This window comes from Aquipuribacter nitratireducens (assembly GCF_037860835.1).
In the GTDB taxonomy this organism is placed as follows: domain Bacteria; phylum Actinomycetota; class Actinomycetes; order Actinomycetales; family JBBAYJ01; genus Aquipuribacter; species Aquipuribacter nitratireducens.
The window spans coordinates 74,874-91,597 of the sequence record NZ_JBBEOG010000010.1; the positions used below are offsets into that span (position 1 = coordinate 74,874).

Sequence of the window (16,724 nt, forward strand, 5' to 3'; positions counted from 1 at the left end):
GTGCCCGAGCCCCGCCCGACCGTCAGCTCCCTCGCCCGGGTGCACGGTCTCCGGGTCCTCGCCGCCGCCGGTGCGCCGGCTCCGGAGGAGGACTCCCCGGTCGTCACCGGCGTGACGCTCGACTCCCGTCGCGTGGGCCCCGGCTGGCTGTACGCGGCCCTGCCCGGCAGCCGCACGCACGGGGCGCGCTTCGTGCCCGACGCGGCCCGTGCGGGCGCGGTCGCCGTCCTCACCGACCCGGAGGGCGCCTCGCTCGCCGACGCCGCGCTGGCGGCGGCGGACGGCGACGGGCACGAGCACCTGCCCGCCCTGCCGCTCCTCGTCGACGACGACCCGCGCCGCGCGCTCGGCCCCCTCGCGGCCGACGTCCTCGGCCGACCGAGCGAGGAGCTCGCGCTCCTCGGCGTGACCGGCACCAACGGCAAGACGACCGTCACCACGCTCGTCGACGCGGTCCTGCGGGGGCTCGACGTGCCGAGCGGCCTCGTCGGGACCATCCGCGCCCGGATCCGCGACGAGGTGCTGCCGAGCAGCTTCACGACGCCCGAGGCGCCGGACCTCCAGGCGCTGCTGCGACGGGCCGCGGACGCCGGGTGCCGCGCGGTGTCGTCCGAGGTGTCGAGCCACGCCCTCGAGCAGCACCGGGTCGACGGCACGCGCTACGCCGTCGTCGGCTTCACCAACCTGTCCCGGGACCACCTCGACCACCACGGCACGATGGCCGCGTACTTCGCCGCGAAGCTCCGCCTCTTCACCGGGGGCTTCGCCCCCGCCGCGGTCGTGTGCACCGACGACCCGTGGGGGGAGGCCGTCGCCCGCGCCGCACGCGACGCCGGCCTCGACGTCGTGACGGTCGGGTCGGGTGACGCCGACGTCCGGGTGCACGTCACGGGGAGCACGGACGACGGCCGCCAGCAGGTGACGGCGACCGGTGACGTGCTCACCGGCACGGGCGGGGAGCCGCTCGCCCTCGACCTCCCCCTGCCGGGTCGGTTCAACGCGACCAACGCCGTCCTCGCCCTCGTGCTCGTCGACGTCCTCCTGCGGCGCGAGCCCGCGGTCCTCGACGGGGCGGCGCACCCGGGAGCCGCCCGGCTCGCGGCCCTGCTCGCCGGTGCCGACGGCGTCCCCGGCCGCATGGAGCGCGTGACGGCGCCGGGTACCCCCCTCGTCGTCGTCGACTACGCCCACACCCCGGACGCCGTCGCCGGGGCGGTCGCCGCCCTGCGGCCCGCCACCCGGGGCCGCCTCGTCGTCGTGCTCGGGGCGGGCGGCGACCGCGACCCGGGCAAGCGTGCCGCCATGGGGGCCGCGGCGTCCGCGGCCGACCTCGTCGTCGTCACCGACGACAACCCCCGCTCGGAGGAGCCCGCCACGATCCGCGCGGCCGTGCTCGCCGGGGTGACCGCCGCGTCACGCGAGGTCGGCGACCGCGCCGAGGCCGTCCGGGTGGCGCTGCAGGCGTGCGACGGCCCCGCCGACACCGTCCTCCTCGCCGGCAAGGGCCACGAGACCGGCCAGACCGTGGCCGGGGCCACGCACCCCTTCGACGACCGGGAGGTCGCGGCCGCGGCCCTCACGGCGTGGCGCGCCGAGCAGGCGGGGGGCGACGCGTGATCGCCCGCGACGCCCGCGAGGTCGCCGAGGTCGTCGGTGGCAGCGTGCTGCCCGGCGCCGCCCCCGCGGGCGGGCCCGAGGGGCGCGACGAGCACGCCCTGCGGGGGATCGCCGTCGTCGACTCCCGCGCCGTCGGCGCCGGCGACCTCTTCGTCGCCGTGCCCGGCACCCGGGTCGACGGCCACGACTTCGTCGCCGCCGCCGTCGGCTCCGGTGCGGGTGCCGCCCTCGTCGAGCACGACGTCCCCGGCGGGCAGGCCCTCGCGGCCCCGCTCGTGCGCGTCGACGACACGGTCGCCGCCCTCACCGGGCTGGCCCGGTGGAGCCACGCCCGCGGCCGCGAGGCCGGCACCCGCACGGTCGGCATCACGGGCAGCGCCGGCAAGACGACGACGAAGGACCTGCTCGCCGCCGTGCTGCGCCGCCTCGTCCCCGGGGCGGAGGAGCCCGCCGGGGAGCGGCTCGTCGTCGCGACCCCCGGCTCGTACAACAACGAGCTCGGGCTGCCCCTCACCGTCCTGCGGGCCGACGCCACCACGCGGCTCCTCGTCGTCGAGATGGGGGCGCGGGGGACGGGCCACGTCGCGCACCTGTGCGGCATCGCGCGCCCCGACGTCGCGGTCGTGCTCGGGGTCGGCTCCGCCCACCTGTCGGAGTTCGGCTCGCGCGAGGCGATCGCGCAGGCGAAGGGGGAGCTCGTCGAGGCCCTCGACGGCGACGACCCGGCCGCCCTGGCCGTCCTCAACGGCGACGACGCCCTCGTGCGGGCCATGGCCGGGCGCACCCGGGCGCCGGTCCTGCTCGTCGGGACCGGGTCGGGGTGCGGGGTGCGGGCCGACGACGTCGACCTCGACGCCGACGCCCGGCTCCGCTTCACGCTCGTCGACGCGCGCGGGACCAGCGAGCGGCGGGCGCCCGTCCGGCTCGCCCTCACCGGCGAGCAGCACCTCGGCAACGCCCTCGCCGCCGCGGCCGTCGCCCTCCACGTCACCGGGGCCGACGTCGCCGCGGTCGCCGACGCGCTCACCGGCGCGCGACCCGCGAGCCGCTACCGGATGGAGGTCGTCGACCGCCCGGACGGCGTCCGGGTCATCAACGACGCGTACAACGCCTCCCCGGAGGCCGTCGCGGCCGCGCTGCGCGCGCTCGCGCACGTCGGCCGCGCCGCCGAGCCGCGCCGGCGGACGTGGGCCGTCCTCGGCGAGATGCTCGAGCTCGGCGAGCACGCCCGCGAGGCGCACGACCGGGTCGGCCGGCTCGCGGTGCGGCTCAACGTCGACCGTCTCGTCGCCGTCGGCGACGGGGCCCTGCACGTCCACACCGGCGCCGCCCACGAGGGCAGCTGGGGCGAGGAGTCCGTACACGTGCCCGACATCGACGCCGCGCGCGCCCTGCTCGCGGCCGAGCTCGCCCCCGGCGACGTCGTCCTCGTGAAGGCGAGCAACTCCGTCGGTCTGTGGCGCCTCGGCGAGGAGCTCGCCCGCGCCGGGCAGGGGGTCGGCGCGTGAGGGCCGTCCTCGTCGCGGCCGGGTCGAGCCTCGTCCTCACCCTGCTGCTCACCCCCGTCTTCATCCGGCTGCTCGTGCGCCAGGGCTACGGGCAGTTCATCCGGGACGACGGGCCGACGACCCACCACACGAAGCGCGGCACCCCGACGATGGGCGGGGCCGTCGTCATCATCGCGGTGCTCGTCGCGTACTTCGTCGCGCACCTCGCCACGCTGAGCCCACCGACGTGGTCGGCGCTGCTCGTCCTCTACCTCCTCGCCGGGCTCGGCGTCGTCGGCTTCCTCGACGACTGGACCAAGATCCGCAAGCAGCGGAGCCTCGGCCTGCGCTCGTGGCAGAAGCTCCTCGGGCAGTCGTTCGTGTCCGTCACGTTCGCGGTCCTCGCCCTCACGAGACCCGACGACGACGGGCGCACCCCCGCCTCCACCGCCATCAGCTTCATCCGCGACATCGACGCGCTCGACCTCGCCGTCGCCGGCGCGGTCGGCGGCACCGTCCTGTTCGTCGTGTGGGCGTACCTCATGATCGCGGCGGCCAGCAACGGCGTGAACCTCACCGACGGCCTCGACGGCCTCGCGACCGGCGCGAGCCTCTTCGTCTTCGGCGCCTACACGATCATCGGCATCTGGCAGTCGAACCAGGACTGCGGAGCCGTCGCGTCCGGCTTCCAGTGCTACGAGGTGCGCGACCCCCGCGACCTCGCCGTCGTCGCGGCCGCCCTGCTCGGCGCGTGCTTCGGCTTCCTGTGGTGGAACGCCTCACCGGCGAAGATCTTCATGGGCGACACGGGCTCGCTCGCGCTCGGCGGCGCGATCGCCGGGCTCGCCATCCTCACGCGGACCGAGCTCCTCCTCGTCATCCTCGGGGGGCTGTTCGTCATCATCACCGCCTCCGTCATCATCCAGGTGACCGGCTTCAAGCTCACCGGCAAGCGGATCTTCCGGATGGCCCCGCTGCAGCACCACTTCGAGCTCAAGGGCTGGGCCGAGGTGACGATCGTCATCCGCTTCTGGATCATCGCGGGCCTGTGCGTCGGGGCGGCCCTCGGCGTCTTCTACGGCGAGTGGGTCGTCGGGATCGGGCAGTGAGCGGCGCGCTCGAGCGCCTCCACGGGCTCGACAGCGACCTGTCGGGGGTCACGGCGCTCGTGGCGGGGCTCGGCGTGTCCGGGTTCGCCGCCGCCGACGCCCTCCTCGAGCGGGGCGCGCGGGTGCGGGTCGTCGACGACCGCGCCCCCGCCGAGGGCACCCCGGCCGCGGAGCGGGCCCACCTCCTCGACGTGTTCGGGGCCGAGCTCGTCGTCGGGGGGGACCCCGACCCCGACGCGCTCGTGCGGACGGACCGCGGAGCGGTCGACCTCGTCGTCGCCTCACCCGGCTGGCGACCCACCCACCCCGTGCTGCGCGCGGCGGACGGCACCGGCGCCGCGGTCTGGGGCGAGGTCGAGCTCGCCTGGCGCCTGCAGGGCGGCGACGCCGGCCCCCCGTGGCTCACCGTCACCGGGACGAACGGCAAGACGACGACCGTCGAGCTGCTCGGCGCGGTGCTCACCGCGGCCGGGTTGCGGGCCCGGACCGCCGGCAACATCGGCACCCCGCTCGTCGACGCCGTGCGCGACCCGGCCGGGGCGGACGTCCTCGCTGTCGAGCTGTCGAGCTTCCAGCTCCACCTCGTCCGCACGGTGTCGCCGCACGCCGCCACGTGCCTCAACCTCGCGCCCGACCACCTCGACTGGCACGGCGGGCCCGACGCCTACCGCGACGCCAAGGCGCGCGTGTACGAGCGCACGAAGGTCGCGGCCGTCTTCAACGTCGCCGACCCCGCGACGGAGGCGATGGTGCGGGAGGCGGACGTCGTCGAGGGCTGCCGCGCGGTCGGTGTCGGCCCGGGTGCGCCGCGCGTCGGCGAGGTCGGGGTGGTCGAGGGCCTGCTCGTCGACCGGGCCTTCATCGAGGAGCGGGCGCACGCGGCGGTGGAGCTGGGCGCGCTCGACGACCTCGTCGGTCTGGCCGGGGTCGCCGACCCCGCGCAGGTCCCCGCGCACGTCGTGGCGAACGCGCTCGCCGCCGCTGCGCTCGCCCGCTCGCTCGGGGTGCCGGCGACGGCCGTCCGCGACGGCCTCCGCGCCGCGAGCCTGCCGCCGCACCGCGCGGCGACCGTCGCCACGGCCGGCGGGGTCCGCTGGGTCGACGACTCGAAGGCGACGAACCCCCACGCCGCCGACGCCTCCCTCGCCGCCCTCGACGACGTCGTGTGGGTCGCGGGCGGCCTGGCGAAGGGCGCGACGTACGACGACCTCGTGGCGCGGCACGCCGCGAGGCTGCGGGCGGTCGTCCTCGTCGGCGCCGACCGGGAGCTCGTGGCGCAGGCCCTCGGGCGACACGCCCCCGACGTCCCCGTCGTGCGGGTCGACCCGCCCGACACTGCTGGGGTGGCAGCCCCGGACGACGAGCGCGCCCGCGCCCTCATGGACCGCGTCGTGGCCGCCGCCGCCGGGCTCGCGCGCCCGGGGTCCACGGTGCTGCTCGCGCCCGCGGCCGCCTCGATGGACCAGTTCACCTCCTACGTCGCGCGCGGCGAGGCCTTCGCGGCGGCCGTGCTGCGCCTGACCGGGCCGGGGCAGCGCCCGTGAGGCCGGCCGGCACCCTGACGACGAGCGCGGGCACCGCGCGCGGCGCGGGTCCCGCGCGGCCCCCGGCCGGCTCCGACGAGGCCCTCGAGCGGGCGTGGCTGCCCGGTCCCCTCGGTCGCTGGGTGCGGGCGGTGGACACCCCCGTCACCTCGTTCGTCCTCGTCGCGTCCGCCACCGGCATGCTCCTCGTCCTCGGCCTCCTCATGGTGCTGAGCTCGAGCTCGGTGGAGTCCATCGCGGCGAGCGGCAACCCGTGGTCGATCGCGGTACGGCAGGGCGCGTTCGCCCTCGTCGGGCTCCCGCTGCTCCTCGTGGCGGCGCGCACGCCCGCGCTGTGGTGGCGGCGCATGTCGTGGCTCGTCCTCCTGCTCGCCCTCGTGCTCCAGGGCCTCGTCTTCGTCCCGGGGCTCGGCGTCGAGGTCAACGGCAACCGGAACTGGATCTCCGTCGCGGGCTTCACCGCCCAGCCGAGCGAGGCCATCAAGCTCGCGCTCGTCGTGTGGGGCGCGGCCGTCCTGTCCCGCAAGCAGGAGCTGCTCGGCCGGCTGGGACACGTCGTCGTCCCCGTCGTCTTCCCCGTCGGCCTGCTCGCGCTCGGCCTCGTCCTCGCCGGACGCGACCTCGGCACGGGACTCGTCGTCCTCCTGCTGCTCGCCGGCCTGCTCTACGCCGCCGGCGCCCCGCTGCGCTACTTCCTGCTCGGCGGCGGGGTCGCCGCGGTCGGCGTCGCCGCCCTCGTCGTGCAGGAGCAGCACCGGCTCGTCCGCATCCAGGCGTGGCTGTCGGGCCAGCAGTGCACCGACATCTACGGCGAGTGCTGGCAGCCCACCCACGGCATGTGGGCGCTGGGGTCCGGGGGCTGGTGGGGGCTCGGTCTCGGGGCGAGCCGCGAGAAGTGGGCGTGGCTGCCGGAGGCGCACAACGACTTCATCTTCGCGATCATCGGCGAGGAGCTCGGCCTCCCCGGCACGCTGTCGGTCCTCCTGCTGTTCGTCGCGCTCGCGGCCGGGATGGTCCGGGTCGCGCAGCGCTCGAGCGACCCCTTCGTCGTCATCGCGACGACCGGGGTCCTCGTGTGGGTCCTCGGTCAGGCGCTCATCAACATCGGGGTCGTCATCGGCGTCCTCCCGGTCGTCGGGGTGCCGCTGCCGCTCGTGTCGAGCGGTGGCTCGTCCCTCGTCACGACGATGGTCGCCCTCGGCATGGTCATGTCGTTCGCCCGCGACGAGCCGGGCGCCCGCGAGGCGTTGTCGACGACCGTGCGCGCCGCCCGGTCGGGTGCGGCCGTCGTCGCCCCCGCGAGGGCGTCGCGGCGGCCGAGGCGGTGAGCACGCCCACCGCCCGACCACCCGCCTCGGTCGTGCTGGCGGGCGGCGGGACCACGGGCCACGTCGCCCCGCTCCTCGCCACCGCGGAGGCGCTGCGCACCCGCCACCCGGGCACGCGGGTGACGGTGCTCGGCACCCGCGAGGGCCTGGAGTCGCGCCTCGTGCCGGCCGCGGGCCTCGACCTGCGCCACGTGCCCCGGGTGCCGCTGCCGCGCCGGCCGTCCGGCGACCTCGTGCGGCTGCCCGTGCGGCTCACCCGGGCGGTGCGCGGCGTGCGCCGGGTGCTCGACGAGGTCGACGCCCACGTCGTCGTCGGCTTCGGCGGCTACGTCGCGACCCCCGCCTACCTCGCGGCGCGCCGGGCGCACGTGCCGGTCGTCGTCCACGAGCAGAACGCGCTGCCGGGGGTGGCGAACAAGCTCGGCGCGCGGCTCACGCGCCACGTCGCCGTCACGTTCCCCGGCACACCCCTGCCCCACGCCGTCGTGCTCGGCATGCCGCTGCGGCGGGCCATCACCGAGCTCGACCGCCCCGCGCTGCGGGCCGAGGGCCGGGCCGCGTTCGGCCTCCACCCCGACCTCCCGACGCTCCTCGTCACGGGCGGCTCGCTCGGGGCCCAGCGGCTCAACGAGGCGGTGCCCCGGGCGGCGTCCGCGCTGGCCGCCGCGGGGCTGCAGGTCCTCCACGTCTCCGGACGCGGCAAGCACGTCCCGCTGCCGCCCGGCACCACCGCCGACCCCTCGTCCCCGCCCGACGGCCCGCGGTACGTCGTCGTCGACTACGTCGAGCGGATGGACCTCGCCTACGCCGCCGCCGACGCCGTCGTGTGCCGGGCCGGTGCGGGCACGGTGTGCGAGCTCGCCGCGCTCGGCCTGCCCGCCGCGTACGTCCCCCTCCCGGTCGGCAACGGCGAGCAGCGGCTCAACGCCCAGCCCCTGGTCGCGGCCGGCGGCGGGCTCCTCGTCGACGACGAGGAGTTCACGCCCGAGTGGGTGACGACGACACTGCTGCCCGTGCTCCGGGACCCCGCCCAGCTGCTCGACATGGCGGCCGCGGCGCGCTCCTTCGGCACGCTGGACGCCGCCGGGCGTCTCGCCGACCTCGTCCTCGACGCCGCCCGGGAGGCACCGTGACGCCCACCAGCCCCGTGACCGGCGAGGAGCTGCTCGCCCTCCTGCGCTCCGGCCCCGTCCACGTCGTCGCCGCCGGCGGCGCGGGCATGAGCGGCATCGTCCGGCTGCTCCTCGACGACGGCGTGCCCGTCACGGGCTCCGACGCGCGCGACTCCGCGACCCTGCGCGCCCTCGAGCAGCGCGGCGCCCGCGTCCACGTCGGCCACGACGCCGACCACGTCGCCGGGGCCCGGCTCGTCGTGGTGTCGACCGCGGTGCGCCCCGACAACCCGGAGGTGCTCGCGGCCGCCGCGGCCGGGGTCCCCGTCGTCCACCGCTCGGTCGCCCTCGCGGGGCTCATGCACGGCTGCCGGGTGGCCGCCGTCGCCGGCACCCACGGCAAGACGACGACGACGTCGATGCTCACCGTCGCCGCCCGGCGCGCCGGACTCGACCCGTCGTACGCCATCGGCGGGGACCTCGTCGTCGACGGGGTCAACGCGCGCCGCGGCACCGACGCGGTCTTCGTCGCCGAGGCCGACGAGTCCGACGGCTCCTTCCTCGCCTACCGCCCCGACGTCGCGGTCGTGACGAACGTCGAGGCGGACCACCTCGACCACTACGGCGACGCAGAGGCGGTGCACGCGGCCTTCGGCCGCTTCGCCGAGCGGGTCCAGCCCGGCGGGCTGCTCGTCGTGGGGGCCGACGACCGCGGCTCCCGGGCCCTCGCCCGTTCCGTCGGCGGCGGGGAGGACGTCGACGGCGGCCGGACCGTCCTCACGGTCGGGGAGGCCGCCGACGCCGACGTCCGCGTCGTGGTCGACCCGAAGGCGGAGCTGCGCGGCGAGGAGCTCGTGGTCGCGCGGCTCGTCGCCGCCGAGCAGGCCGTGCCGGGGGCGGGCGACCGCGAGCTGCGCCTGCGCGTGCCGGGTCGGCACAACGTCGTCGACGCCGCGCTCGCCTACACCGCGGCCGTCGCCGGGCTCGGGCTCGACCCCGCCGGCGTGGTCGCGGGCCTCGAGGCGTTCTCCGGCGCCCGTCGGCGCTTCGAGGCGGTCGGGGAGGCGGCGGGTGTCCGGGTCGTCGACGACTACGCCCACCACCCCACCGAGGTCGCCGCCACGATCGCCGCCGCCCGCAGCGTGGCCGGCCGCGGGAAGGTCCACGTCCTCTTCCAGCCGCACCTGTACTCGCGCACCCGCCTGTTCGCCGACGGCTTCGCGACCGCGCTGTCCGACGCCGCGGAGGTGGTCGTGCTCGACGTGTACGGCGCCCGCGAGGACCCGGAGCCGGGTGTCGACGGCCGGCTGGTCGCCGACCGCGTGCCCGGCGCGACGTACGAGCCCGACCGCGACGCCGCGGTCGAGGCCGTCGCCCGGGGCGCTCGCCGCGGCGACCTCGTCCTCACCCTCGGCGCGGGGGACGTCACCGAGCTCGGCCCGCGCGTCGTCGACGCGCTGCGCGCACGGGAGGGCTGAGCGGTGGGCGTGACGTGGCTGGAGGACCGCGCGGCCCGGGTGCGGCGGGCGTCGCTGCGGGCGCGGGCGACGGGGCTGGCGGTGCTCGTCGTCGTCGTCGCCGCTCTCGTCGGTGGCGGCACGTGGGCGTGGCGGGCCGGCCACCTCGACACCCGCCAGGTCGTCGTCACCGGCACCGTCCGGGTGCCGCCGCAGCAGGTGCAGGACCTCGCCGCCGGCGCCCTCGGCACCCCGCTCGTCGCCGTCGACACCCGCGGCATCGCGCGCTCCGTCGAGGAGCTGCCGCTCGTGCTCGACGTCGCCGTCGAGCGCCGCTGGCCCCGCACGCTGGAGGTCGTCGTCACCGAGCGAGAGGCCGTCGCCGCCGTCCCGGCGCCCGGCGGCGGGTTCCAGGTCGTCGACGAGGAGGGCGTCGTGCTCGCCGAGGGCGCCGAGGTGCCCGCCGAGGTGCCGCTGCTGCGCGTCGACGTCGAGGCCGCGGGTGCCCGGACGCTCACGGCGGCCCGTGAGGTGCTCGCGGGCCTGCCGCTGGAGCTGCAGGCGCGCACCCGGCAGGTGTCGGCGACGTCGCCGGCCGACGTCCGCCTCGTCGTGGACGGCGCGGAGGTGCGGTGGGGGACGGCGGAGGACACGCCCCGCAAGGTCGAGGTCCTCCAGGGGCTCATGTCGTCGGTCGAGGCGAGCGTCTACGACGTCTCCTCGCCCCGCGCGCCGGCCGTCGTCCCGTAGCCGTTCCGGCTCATTGCGGGACACGCGCGCGACACACCCTCGGTGGTCGTTGTCCCGGGGTGGACGCGTACCTACCGTCCTCGTCAGGCGGAGCTGACATAACAATAACCCTCTACCAGAGGGTTAGGGCTACGCCGACAGGGCCCGCAGGGCCGGACACAACCAGCGAGAGGTACGCCCATGGCCGCACCGCAGAACTACCTCGCCGTCATCAAGGTCGTCGGTATCGGCGGCGGCGGTGTCAACGCGGTGAACCGCATGATCGAGAGCGGCCTGCGGGGCGTCGAGTTCATCGCGGTCAACACCGACGCGCAGGCGCTGCTCATGAGCGACGCCGACGTCAAGCTCGACGTGGGTCGCGACCTCACGCGCGGCCTCGGCGCCGGCGCCGACCCCGAGGTCGGGAAGAAGGCCGCCGAGGACCACGCCGAGGAGATCGAGGAGGTCCTCCGCGGGGCCGACATGGTCTTCGTCACGGCCGGCGAGGGCGGCGGCACCGGCACCGGTGGCGCCCCCGTCGTCGCGAAGATCGCCCGGTCGCTCGGCGCCCTCACGATCGGCGTCGTCACCCGCCCCTTCACCTTCGAGGGCCGCCGCCGCGCCCTGTCGGCCGAGAACGGCATCGCCGCCCTCCAGGCCGAGGTCGACACCCTCATCACCATCCCCAACGACCGGCTGCTGTCGATCAGCGACCGCGGGATCAGCGTCCTCGACGCCTTCCGCTCCGCCGACCAGGTGCTGCTGTCCGGCGTCCAGGGCATCACCGACCTCATCACGACGCCCGGCCTCATCAACCTCGACTTCGCCGACGTCAAGAGCGTCATGCAGGGGGCGGGCACCGCCCTCATGGGCATCGGCTCCGCCCGCGGCGAGGACCGCGCGGTCTGCGCGGCCGAGATGGCGATCAGCTCCCCGCTGCTCGAGGCGAGCGTCGACGGCGCGCAGGGGGTCCTGCTGTCGATCCAGGGTGGCTCGGACCTCGGGCTGTTCGAGATCAACGAGGCGGCGCGGCTCGTGCAGGAGGCCGCGCACGCCGAGGCGAACATCATCTTCGGCGCCGTCATCGACGACGCCCTCGGCGACGAGGTGCGCGTCACGGTCATCGCGGCCGGCTTCGACGAGAAGGAGGCCGCGGCCCGGGGCGAGCTGCCCGGCGCCGCGCGCGTGCCCGGCAGCCTCCCCGCCGGGCAGGCCGCTCCCGCGGCGCACCACACCGGCGCCACCGGCGCGAACGGCAGCGCCGGCGCCCACGGGGCCAACGGGCACGCCGGGTCGGCGGGGCGCGAGGGTGTCACCGCACCGGCCGCCGGGCAGCAGCCGGCGGCGCCGCGGCCGCACGCCCCGGCCCCGGCCCACCACCAGCCGGGCGCACAGCACGAGCACGGCGGTCACCCCACGCCGGACCACACGGTCGACCGCGGCCACGGCGGTGTCCCGGCGCCGAGCCGGGCCCCCGAGCCGGTGCCGGTCGGTGCGGCGCCGCGGGTCGTCGAGCTCCCCGCCGACGGTGCCCGCCGCCGGCCCGGCTTCCTCGACGACGACGACCTCGACGTGCCGGACTTCGTCAAGCCGTCGTCGTGAGCCCCACGTGAGCGCGACCCCCGGCGTCCTGCACGACGAGGTGGCGCTCGGGGCCGTGCGGCTCGTGCTGACCGGCGACGTCGACCTCGGTCGCGTCGACGACGGTGCGGGCCGCACGAGCGTGGCGCGGGCGCTCGGGGTGCCGACCGAGCGGCTCCTGCTCCCGACCCAGGTCCACGGCGACCGCGTCGTCGAGGCGACCGGCCCCTGGCCCGGGCCGGCCCCCGAGGCCGACGCCGTGCTCGTGCGCGGCGACCGGCTCGAGGCGCCCCTCGCGGTCGGCGTCCGCGCCGCCGACTGCATGCCGCTGCTCCTGGCCGACCCCGACGCCGGCGTGGCGGCGGCGGTCCACGTGGGGCGGCGGGGTCTGCAGCTCGGCATCGCACGCCGGGCCGTGCGCGCCCTGCGGGCCGCGGGAGCCAGGCGCGTCGTGGCCCGCGCGGGGCCCACGGTGTGCGGGCGCTGCTACGAGGTGCCGGACGCCCTGCGCGCCGAGGTGGCGACCGCGGTCCCCGAGGCCGCGGCCACGACCCGCATCGGCACGCCGGCCGTCGACATCGTGGCGGGGGTCCGGGCGCAGCTGGCCCGGCCCGCCGACCCCGTGCTCGACGGCGGACCCGTCGCGCTCGACCTCGCGTGGTGCCGGTGCACGCTGGAGTCCCCGGACCTCGCGAGCCACCGGCGCGACGCCACCCCCCGCCGGCACGCGGCCGTCGTGGTGGTGGACCCGGCGTGAGCGAGGACGCCCGACGGGCCGAGCTGGTGTCGGCCCTCGGCCGCGTCCGCGCGCGGATCGCCGACGCCTGCGCCGCTGCGGGGCGGCGTACCACCGACGTCACGCTCGTCGTCGTCACGAAGACGTACCCGGCCGACGACGTGCGCCGCCTCGCCGGGATCGGCGTCCGCGACGTCGGGGAGGCGCGCCTGCCGGAGCTGCGCGACAAGCGGGCGGCGCTCGCCGGCGACGAGGCGGTGACCCGGCTGCGGTGGCACGCCATCGGGCGGCTCCAGCGGAACAAGGCGCGGGCGACGGCGCGCCTGGCCGACACCGTGCACTCCGTGGACGACCCGCGGCTGGTCCCCGTGCTCGCCCGGGGGGCGGCGGACGCCGCCGAGGACGGCGCCGCGGGTCCGCTCGGGTGCTTCGTGCAGGTGAGCCTCGACGGCGACCCGGAGCGGGGCGGCGTCCGGGCCGACGCGCTGCTCCCGCTGTGCGAGGCGGTCGCGACCGCCGAGGGGCTCGCCCTGCTCGGGCTCATGGCGGTCGCCCCGCTGGGAGCGGACCCCGACCGGGCCTTCGCCCGGCTGCGGGAGCTGTCCGACGAGGTGGTCGCGGCGCACCCGTCGGCCACCGCGGTCAGCGCCGGCATGAGCGGCGACCTCGAGCAGGCCGTGCGGCACGGCGCGACACACCTGCGTGTCGGGGCCGCGGTCCTCGGTCCGCGACCGCCGCTCGGCTAGCGTCGTGACCACGGGCTCCGCAGGCCCGTGAGCAGCAGGAACACCCGGCAGGAGGAGGGCGTCATGGGCGCGCTACGCAAGACCTTGGTGTACCTCGGCCTCGCCGAGGACGAGCACTACGACGACTACGAGACCGACGAGCTCGAGCAGGAGCCCGAGCGCCGCCCCGACCGGGTCGAGCGTCGTGCCGTCGAGCCGAGGGGGGCGACCGTGACCCACCTGCCGAGCGCCGTGCGGGCGTCCGGGGACCTGCAGCGCATCACCGCCGTCCACCCCCGCACGTACAACGACGCCAAGATCATCGGTGAGCACTTCCGCGAGGGCGTGCCGGTGATCATGAACCTGTCCGACATGACGGACGTCGAGGCCAAGCGGCTCGTCGACTTCGCCGCGGGTCTCGTGTTCGGCCTCCACGGCGCGGTGGAGCGCGTGACGAACAAGGTCTTCCTCCTCTCGCCGTCCGCCGTCGAGGTGACGAACGAGAAGCACGAGGTGACCGCCGGGGCGGGGCTGTTCAACCAGTCGTGACGGCCGGTCGGTGGCGCGGGCGTCCGCACCTCGCGTCACGGACCGCCCGACGGGGACCTTAGGCTGCAGGCGTGGGCGTCGTCTTCGGGATCCTCGCGTTCGTCGTCTTCCTCTACCTGATCCTGCTCTTCGCCCGCCTGGTCGTCGGGTGGGTCCAGGTGTTCTCGCGGGACTGGCGACCGTCGGGGCCCATCGTGGTGGCGCTCGAGGTCGTCTACTCCGCGACCGACCCGCCGCTCAACGCGCTGCGCAGGGTGATCCCGCCGCTGACGATCGGCTCCATCCGGCTCGACCTCGGCTTCATGATCCTCTTCCTCGTGGTGGTCGTGCTCTACAACGTGCTGGCGTCGCTCGCCGCCTCGGTCTGACGGGCGCGTCCGTCGCGCTCCCCGAGGCCCTCGCCGAGTACCCTTCCGCCCACGGTCGCCAGCGGTGACTGTGGCCGAACGTTCGTCCGCTACCGTGACGGGGGCCGCTGCTCCCCATGATCAGATCGACGAGGTGACGAGATGCCGTTGACCGCAGACGACGTGGTCCAGAAGCGGTTCAACCCCACGAAGTTCCGCGAGGGGTACGACCAGGACGAGGTCGACGACTTCCTCGACGAGGTGGTGGCCGAGCTCCGTCGCCTCAACGAGGAGAACGAGGACCTCCGCCGTCAGCTCTCGCAGTGCGAGGGTCGCGTCGCGGAGCTGTCCCGTGGCGGGTCGGGGGAGTCCGTCCCGGCGCCCGCGCCGGCCCCGGTGGCCGCACCGGCCGACGCGCCCGCCCCCGCGGCGCCCCTCGCGCCCGCAGCGACCGGTGGCGACGGCGGCGGCAGCGGCGACGTGTCCGGCATGCTCGCCCTCGCCCAGCGTCTCCACGACGAGCACGTGCGCAACGGCGAGCAGGAGCGCGACCGGCTCGTGTCGGAGGCGCAGGAGACGGCCACCCGCCTCGTGCGCGAGGCGGAGGAGAAGCAGCAGCAGACGCTCGGCAACCTCGAGCAGGAGCGGGCCCTCCTCGAGCGCAAGATCGACGAGCTGCGCGGCTTCGAGCGCGACTACCGCAGCCGCCTCAAGAGCTACCTCGAGAACCAGCTCCGTGAGCTCGAGAACAAGGGCCAGGTCGTGCCCGGTCGCACCCCCGGGGCGCGCAGCCTCGGCGGTGACGACACCGCGGCCGCCGGCGGGTTCCCCTTCGGGGGCCAGAGCTGAGCCCCAGCGCACCTCGCGGCACCTCCCGCGGCCGTCGCCCGCTCGTCGCGGGGGCGGCCGCGGCTGCTGTGGTCGTCGCCGTCGACCAGGTGACGAAGCTCCTCGCGGAGCAGCGGCTCGAACCAGGGCAGCGGGTCGACGTCCTCGGGGACGTGCTCGGCCTCACCCTGTACTACAACTCGGGGGCGGCCTTCGGCCTCGGCACGACGCTGACGCCGTTCATCTCGAGCTTCGCGGTCGTCGCGTGCGTCGTCATGGTCGTCGCGCTCACCCGCACCACGCGACCGGCGTGGGGCCTGGCGCTCGGGCTGCTCCTCGGCGGGGCGCTCGGCAACCTCACCGACCGCCTGCTCCGTCCGCCGGGCGTCGGGCGCGGCGAGGTCGTCGACTTCTTCCAGCTGCCGAGCTTCCCGATCTTCAACGTGGCGGACATCTGCGTCGTGACGGGGGCGTGCCTCGTCGTGCTGCTCTCCCTGCGCGACGTGCCGTTCCGTGACCCGCTCCCCGCGGCGCCGCCGACCGCGGACACCGCCGGTGGGGCGGACGGCCCCGGCCGCGAGCCGTGAGCAGCCGCTCGCTGCCGGTGCCGGACGGACTGGCGGGGGAGCGCGTCGACGCGGGCCTGTCGCGGCTGCTCGGCGTCTCGCGGACGAGGGCGGCCGAGCTCGCGGCCGCCGGGCTCGTCACGGTCGACGACCGCCCCGTGGGGAAGTCCGACCGGCTGCTGCCCGGGTCCTGGCTCGCGGTCGAGCTGCCCGACGCGGAGGCCGCCCCCACCGCCGACGCGGAGCCCGTCGAGGGCATGCGGGTCGTCCACGACGACGACGACGTCGTCGTCGTCGACAAGCCGGTCGGGGTCGCCGCGCACCCGTCGCCGGGCTGGTCGGGACCGACGGTCGTCGGTGGCCTCGCCGCCGCCGGGTACCGGATCAGCACGAGCGGGGCGAGCGAGCGGCAGGGTGTCGTCCACCGCCTCGACGTCGGCACGTCGGGGCTGATGGCGGTGGCGAAGAGCGAGCGCGCGTACAGCTCCCTGAAGGACCAGTTCCGGCAGCGGACCGTCGACAAGACGTACCACTCGGTCGTCCAGGGCCACCCGGACCCCACGAGGGGCACCGTCGACGCTCCCGTGGGCCGGCACCCGACGCACTCGTACCGCTGGGCCGTGGTGGCCGACGGCCGGCCGAGCGTCACGCACTACGACACGCTCGAGGCGTTCCGCGCCGCGACGCTGCTCGAGATCCACCTCGAGACCGGTCGCACCCACCAGATCCGCGTCCACATGTCGGCGCTGCGTCACCCGTGCGTCGGTGACCTCACGTACGGCGCGGACCCCACCCTCGCCGCGCGCCTCGGTCTGCAGCGCCAGTGGCTGCACGCCGTCGGTCTGGCCTTCGACCACCCCGGCACCGGCGAGCGGGTCCACCTCACGTCCGCCTACCCGGACGACCTCGCCCACGCCCTCGAGGTGCTCCGCTCCGGCTGAGCCGGTCGACGGAGCCGGCCCGGCGTGGACACCGCCGGAGCGTCCGGGCGCCGACCTAGACTGCGCCC

General features: G+C 76.6%; 16 protein-coding genes. All 16 read left to right on the forward strand.

Annotated elements, in window-relative coordinates:
* The 16 genes from WAB14_RS16040 to WAB14_RS16115 all read left to right on the forward strand — a co-directional run bounded on the left by WAB14_RS16040 (position 1) and on the right by WAB14_RS16115 (position 16,656).
* Positions 1-1,617, forward strand: coding sequence for a UDP-N-acetylmuramoyl-L-alanyl-D-glutamate--2,6-diaminopimelate ligase (locus tag WAB14_RS16040; protein WP_340271285.1), 1,617 nt, complete (start codon positions 1-3; stop codon positions 1,615-1,617).
* On the forward strand, positions 1,614-3,125 hold the full coding sequence (locus WAB14_RS16045; protein WP_340271286.1) for a UDP-N-acetylmuramoyl-tripeptide--D-alanyl-D-alanine ligase: 1,512 nt from the start codon (positions 1,614-1,616) through the stop codon (positions 3,123-3,125). Before WAB14_RS16040 ends, WAB14_RS16045 begins: the two co-directional genes overlap by 4 nt.
* Positions 3,122-4,213: a phospho-N-acetylmuramoyl-pentapeptide-transferase gene (gene mraY, locus WAB14_RS16050; RefSeq protein ID WP_340271287.1), complete on the forward strand. Its 1,092-nt coding sequence runs from the start codon at positions 3,122-3,124 to the stop codon at positions 4,211-4,213. Before WAB14_RS16045 ends, mraY begins: the two co-directional genes overlap by 4 nt.
* Positions 4,210-5,757: a UDP-N-acetylmuramoyl-L-alanine--D-glutamate ligase gene (gene murD / locus WAB14_RS16055; protein ID WP_340271288.1), complete on the forward strand. Its 1,548-nt coding sequence runs from the start codon at positions 4,210-4,212 to the stop codon at positions 5,755-5,757. Before mraY ends, murD begins: the two co-directional genes overlap by 4 nt.
* Positions 5,754-7,085 carry a putative lipid II flippase FtsW gene (ftsW, locus tag WAB14_RS16060; protein ID WP_340271289.1) on the forward strand — a complete coding sequence of 444 codons (1,332 nt, stop codon included), beginning with the start codon at positions 5,754-5,756 and terminating at the stop codon, positions 7,083-7,085. The genes murD and ftsW overlap by 4 nt, the downstream gene beginning before the upstream one ends.
* Positions 7,082-8,218 carry an undecaprenyldiphospho-muramoylpentapeptide beta-N-acetylglucosaminyltransferase gene (gene murG, locus WAB14_RS16065; RefSeq protein ID WP_340271290.1) on the forward strand — a complete coding sequence of 379 codons (1,137 nt, stop codon included), beginning with the start codon at positions 7,082-7,084 and terminating at the stop codon, positions 8,216-8,218. Before ftsW ends, murG begins: the two co-directional genes overlap by 4 nt.
* On the forward strand, positions 8,215-9,675 hold the full coding sequence (gene murC, locus WAB14_RS16070; RefSeq protein ID WP_340271291.1) for a UDP-N-acetylmuramate--L-alanine ligase: 1,461 nt from the start codon (positions 8,215-8,217) through the stop codon (positions 9,673-9,675). Before murG ends, murC begins: the two co-directional genes overlap by 4 nt.
* A gap of 9 nt (positions 9,676-9,684) precedes the next feature.
* Complete coding sequence (locus WAB14_RS16075) at positions 9,685-10,404, forward strand: cell division protein FtsQ/DivIB (protein ID WP_340271292.1); 720 nt, start codon at positions 9,685-9,687, stop codon at positions 10,402-10,404.
* Between the two features lie 180 nt (positions 10,405-10,584).
* Positions 10,585-11,985: a cell division protein FtsZ gene (gene ftsZ, locus WAB14_RS16080; RefSeq protein ID WP_340271293.1), complete on the forward strand. Its 1,401-nt coding sequence runs from the start codon at positions 10,585-10,587 to the stop codon at positions 11,983-11,985.
* A gap of 7 nt (positions 11,986-11,992) precedes the next feature.
* Positions 11,993-12,721 carry a purine nucleoside phosphorylase YfiH/LACC1 family protein gene (locus WAB14_RS16085; protein ID WP_340271294.1) on the forward strand — a complete coding sequence of 243 codons (729 nt, stop codon included), beginning with the start codon at positions 11,993-11,995 and terminating at the stop codon, positions 12,719-12,721.
* Complete coding sequence (locus WAB14_RS16090) at positions 12,718-13,446, forward strand: YggS family pyridoxal phosphate-dependent enzyme (protein ID WP_340271295.1); 729 nt, start codon at positions 12,718-12,720, stop codon at positions 13,444-13,446. Before WAB14_RS16085 ends, WAB14_RS16090 begins: the two co-directional genes overlap by 4 nt.
* Positions 13,447-13,509: 63 nt before the next feature.
* On the forward strand, positions 13,510-13,974 hold the full coding sequence (locus WAB14_RS16095; protein WP_340271296.1) for a cell division protein SepF: 465 nt from the start codon (positions 13,510-13,512) through the stop codon (positions 13,972-13,974).
* 71 nt (positions 13,975-14,045) lie between these two features.
* Positions 14,046-14,342, forward strand: coding sequence for a YggT family protein (locus tag WAB14_RS16100; RefSeq protein ID WP_340271297.1), 297 nt, complete (start codon positions 14,046-14,048; stop codon positions 14,340-14,342).
* 141 nt (positions 14,343-14,483) lie between these two features.
* The gene (locus WAB14_RS16105; protein WP_340271298.1) at positions 14,484-15,170 is read left to right on the forward strand and encodes a DivIVA domain-containing protein; all 687 of its coding nucleotides are present in this window, start codon (positions 14,484-14,486) and stop codon (positions 15,168-15,170) included.
* Positions 15,167-15,736 carry a signal peptidase II gene (gene lspA, locus WAB14_RS16110; protein ID WP_377003082.1) on the forward strand — a complete coding sequence of 190 codons (570 nt, stop codon included), beginning with the start codon at positions 15,167-15,169 and terminating at the stop codon, positions 15,734-15,736. The genes WAB14_RS16105 and lspA overlap by 4 nt, the downstream gene beginning before the upstream one ends.
* On the forward strand, positions 15,733-16,656 hold the full coding sequence (locus WAB14_RS16115) for an RluA family pseudouridine synthase (RefSeq protein ID WP_340271301.1): 924 nt from the start codon (positions 15,733-15,735) through the stop codon (positions 16,654-16,656). Before lspA ends, WAB14_RS16115 begins: the two co-directional genes overlap by 4 nt.
* Positions 16,657-16,724: the final 68 nt, after the last annotated feature.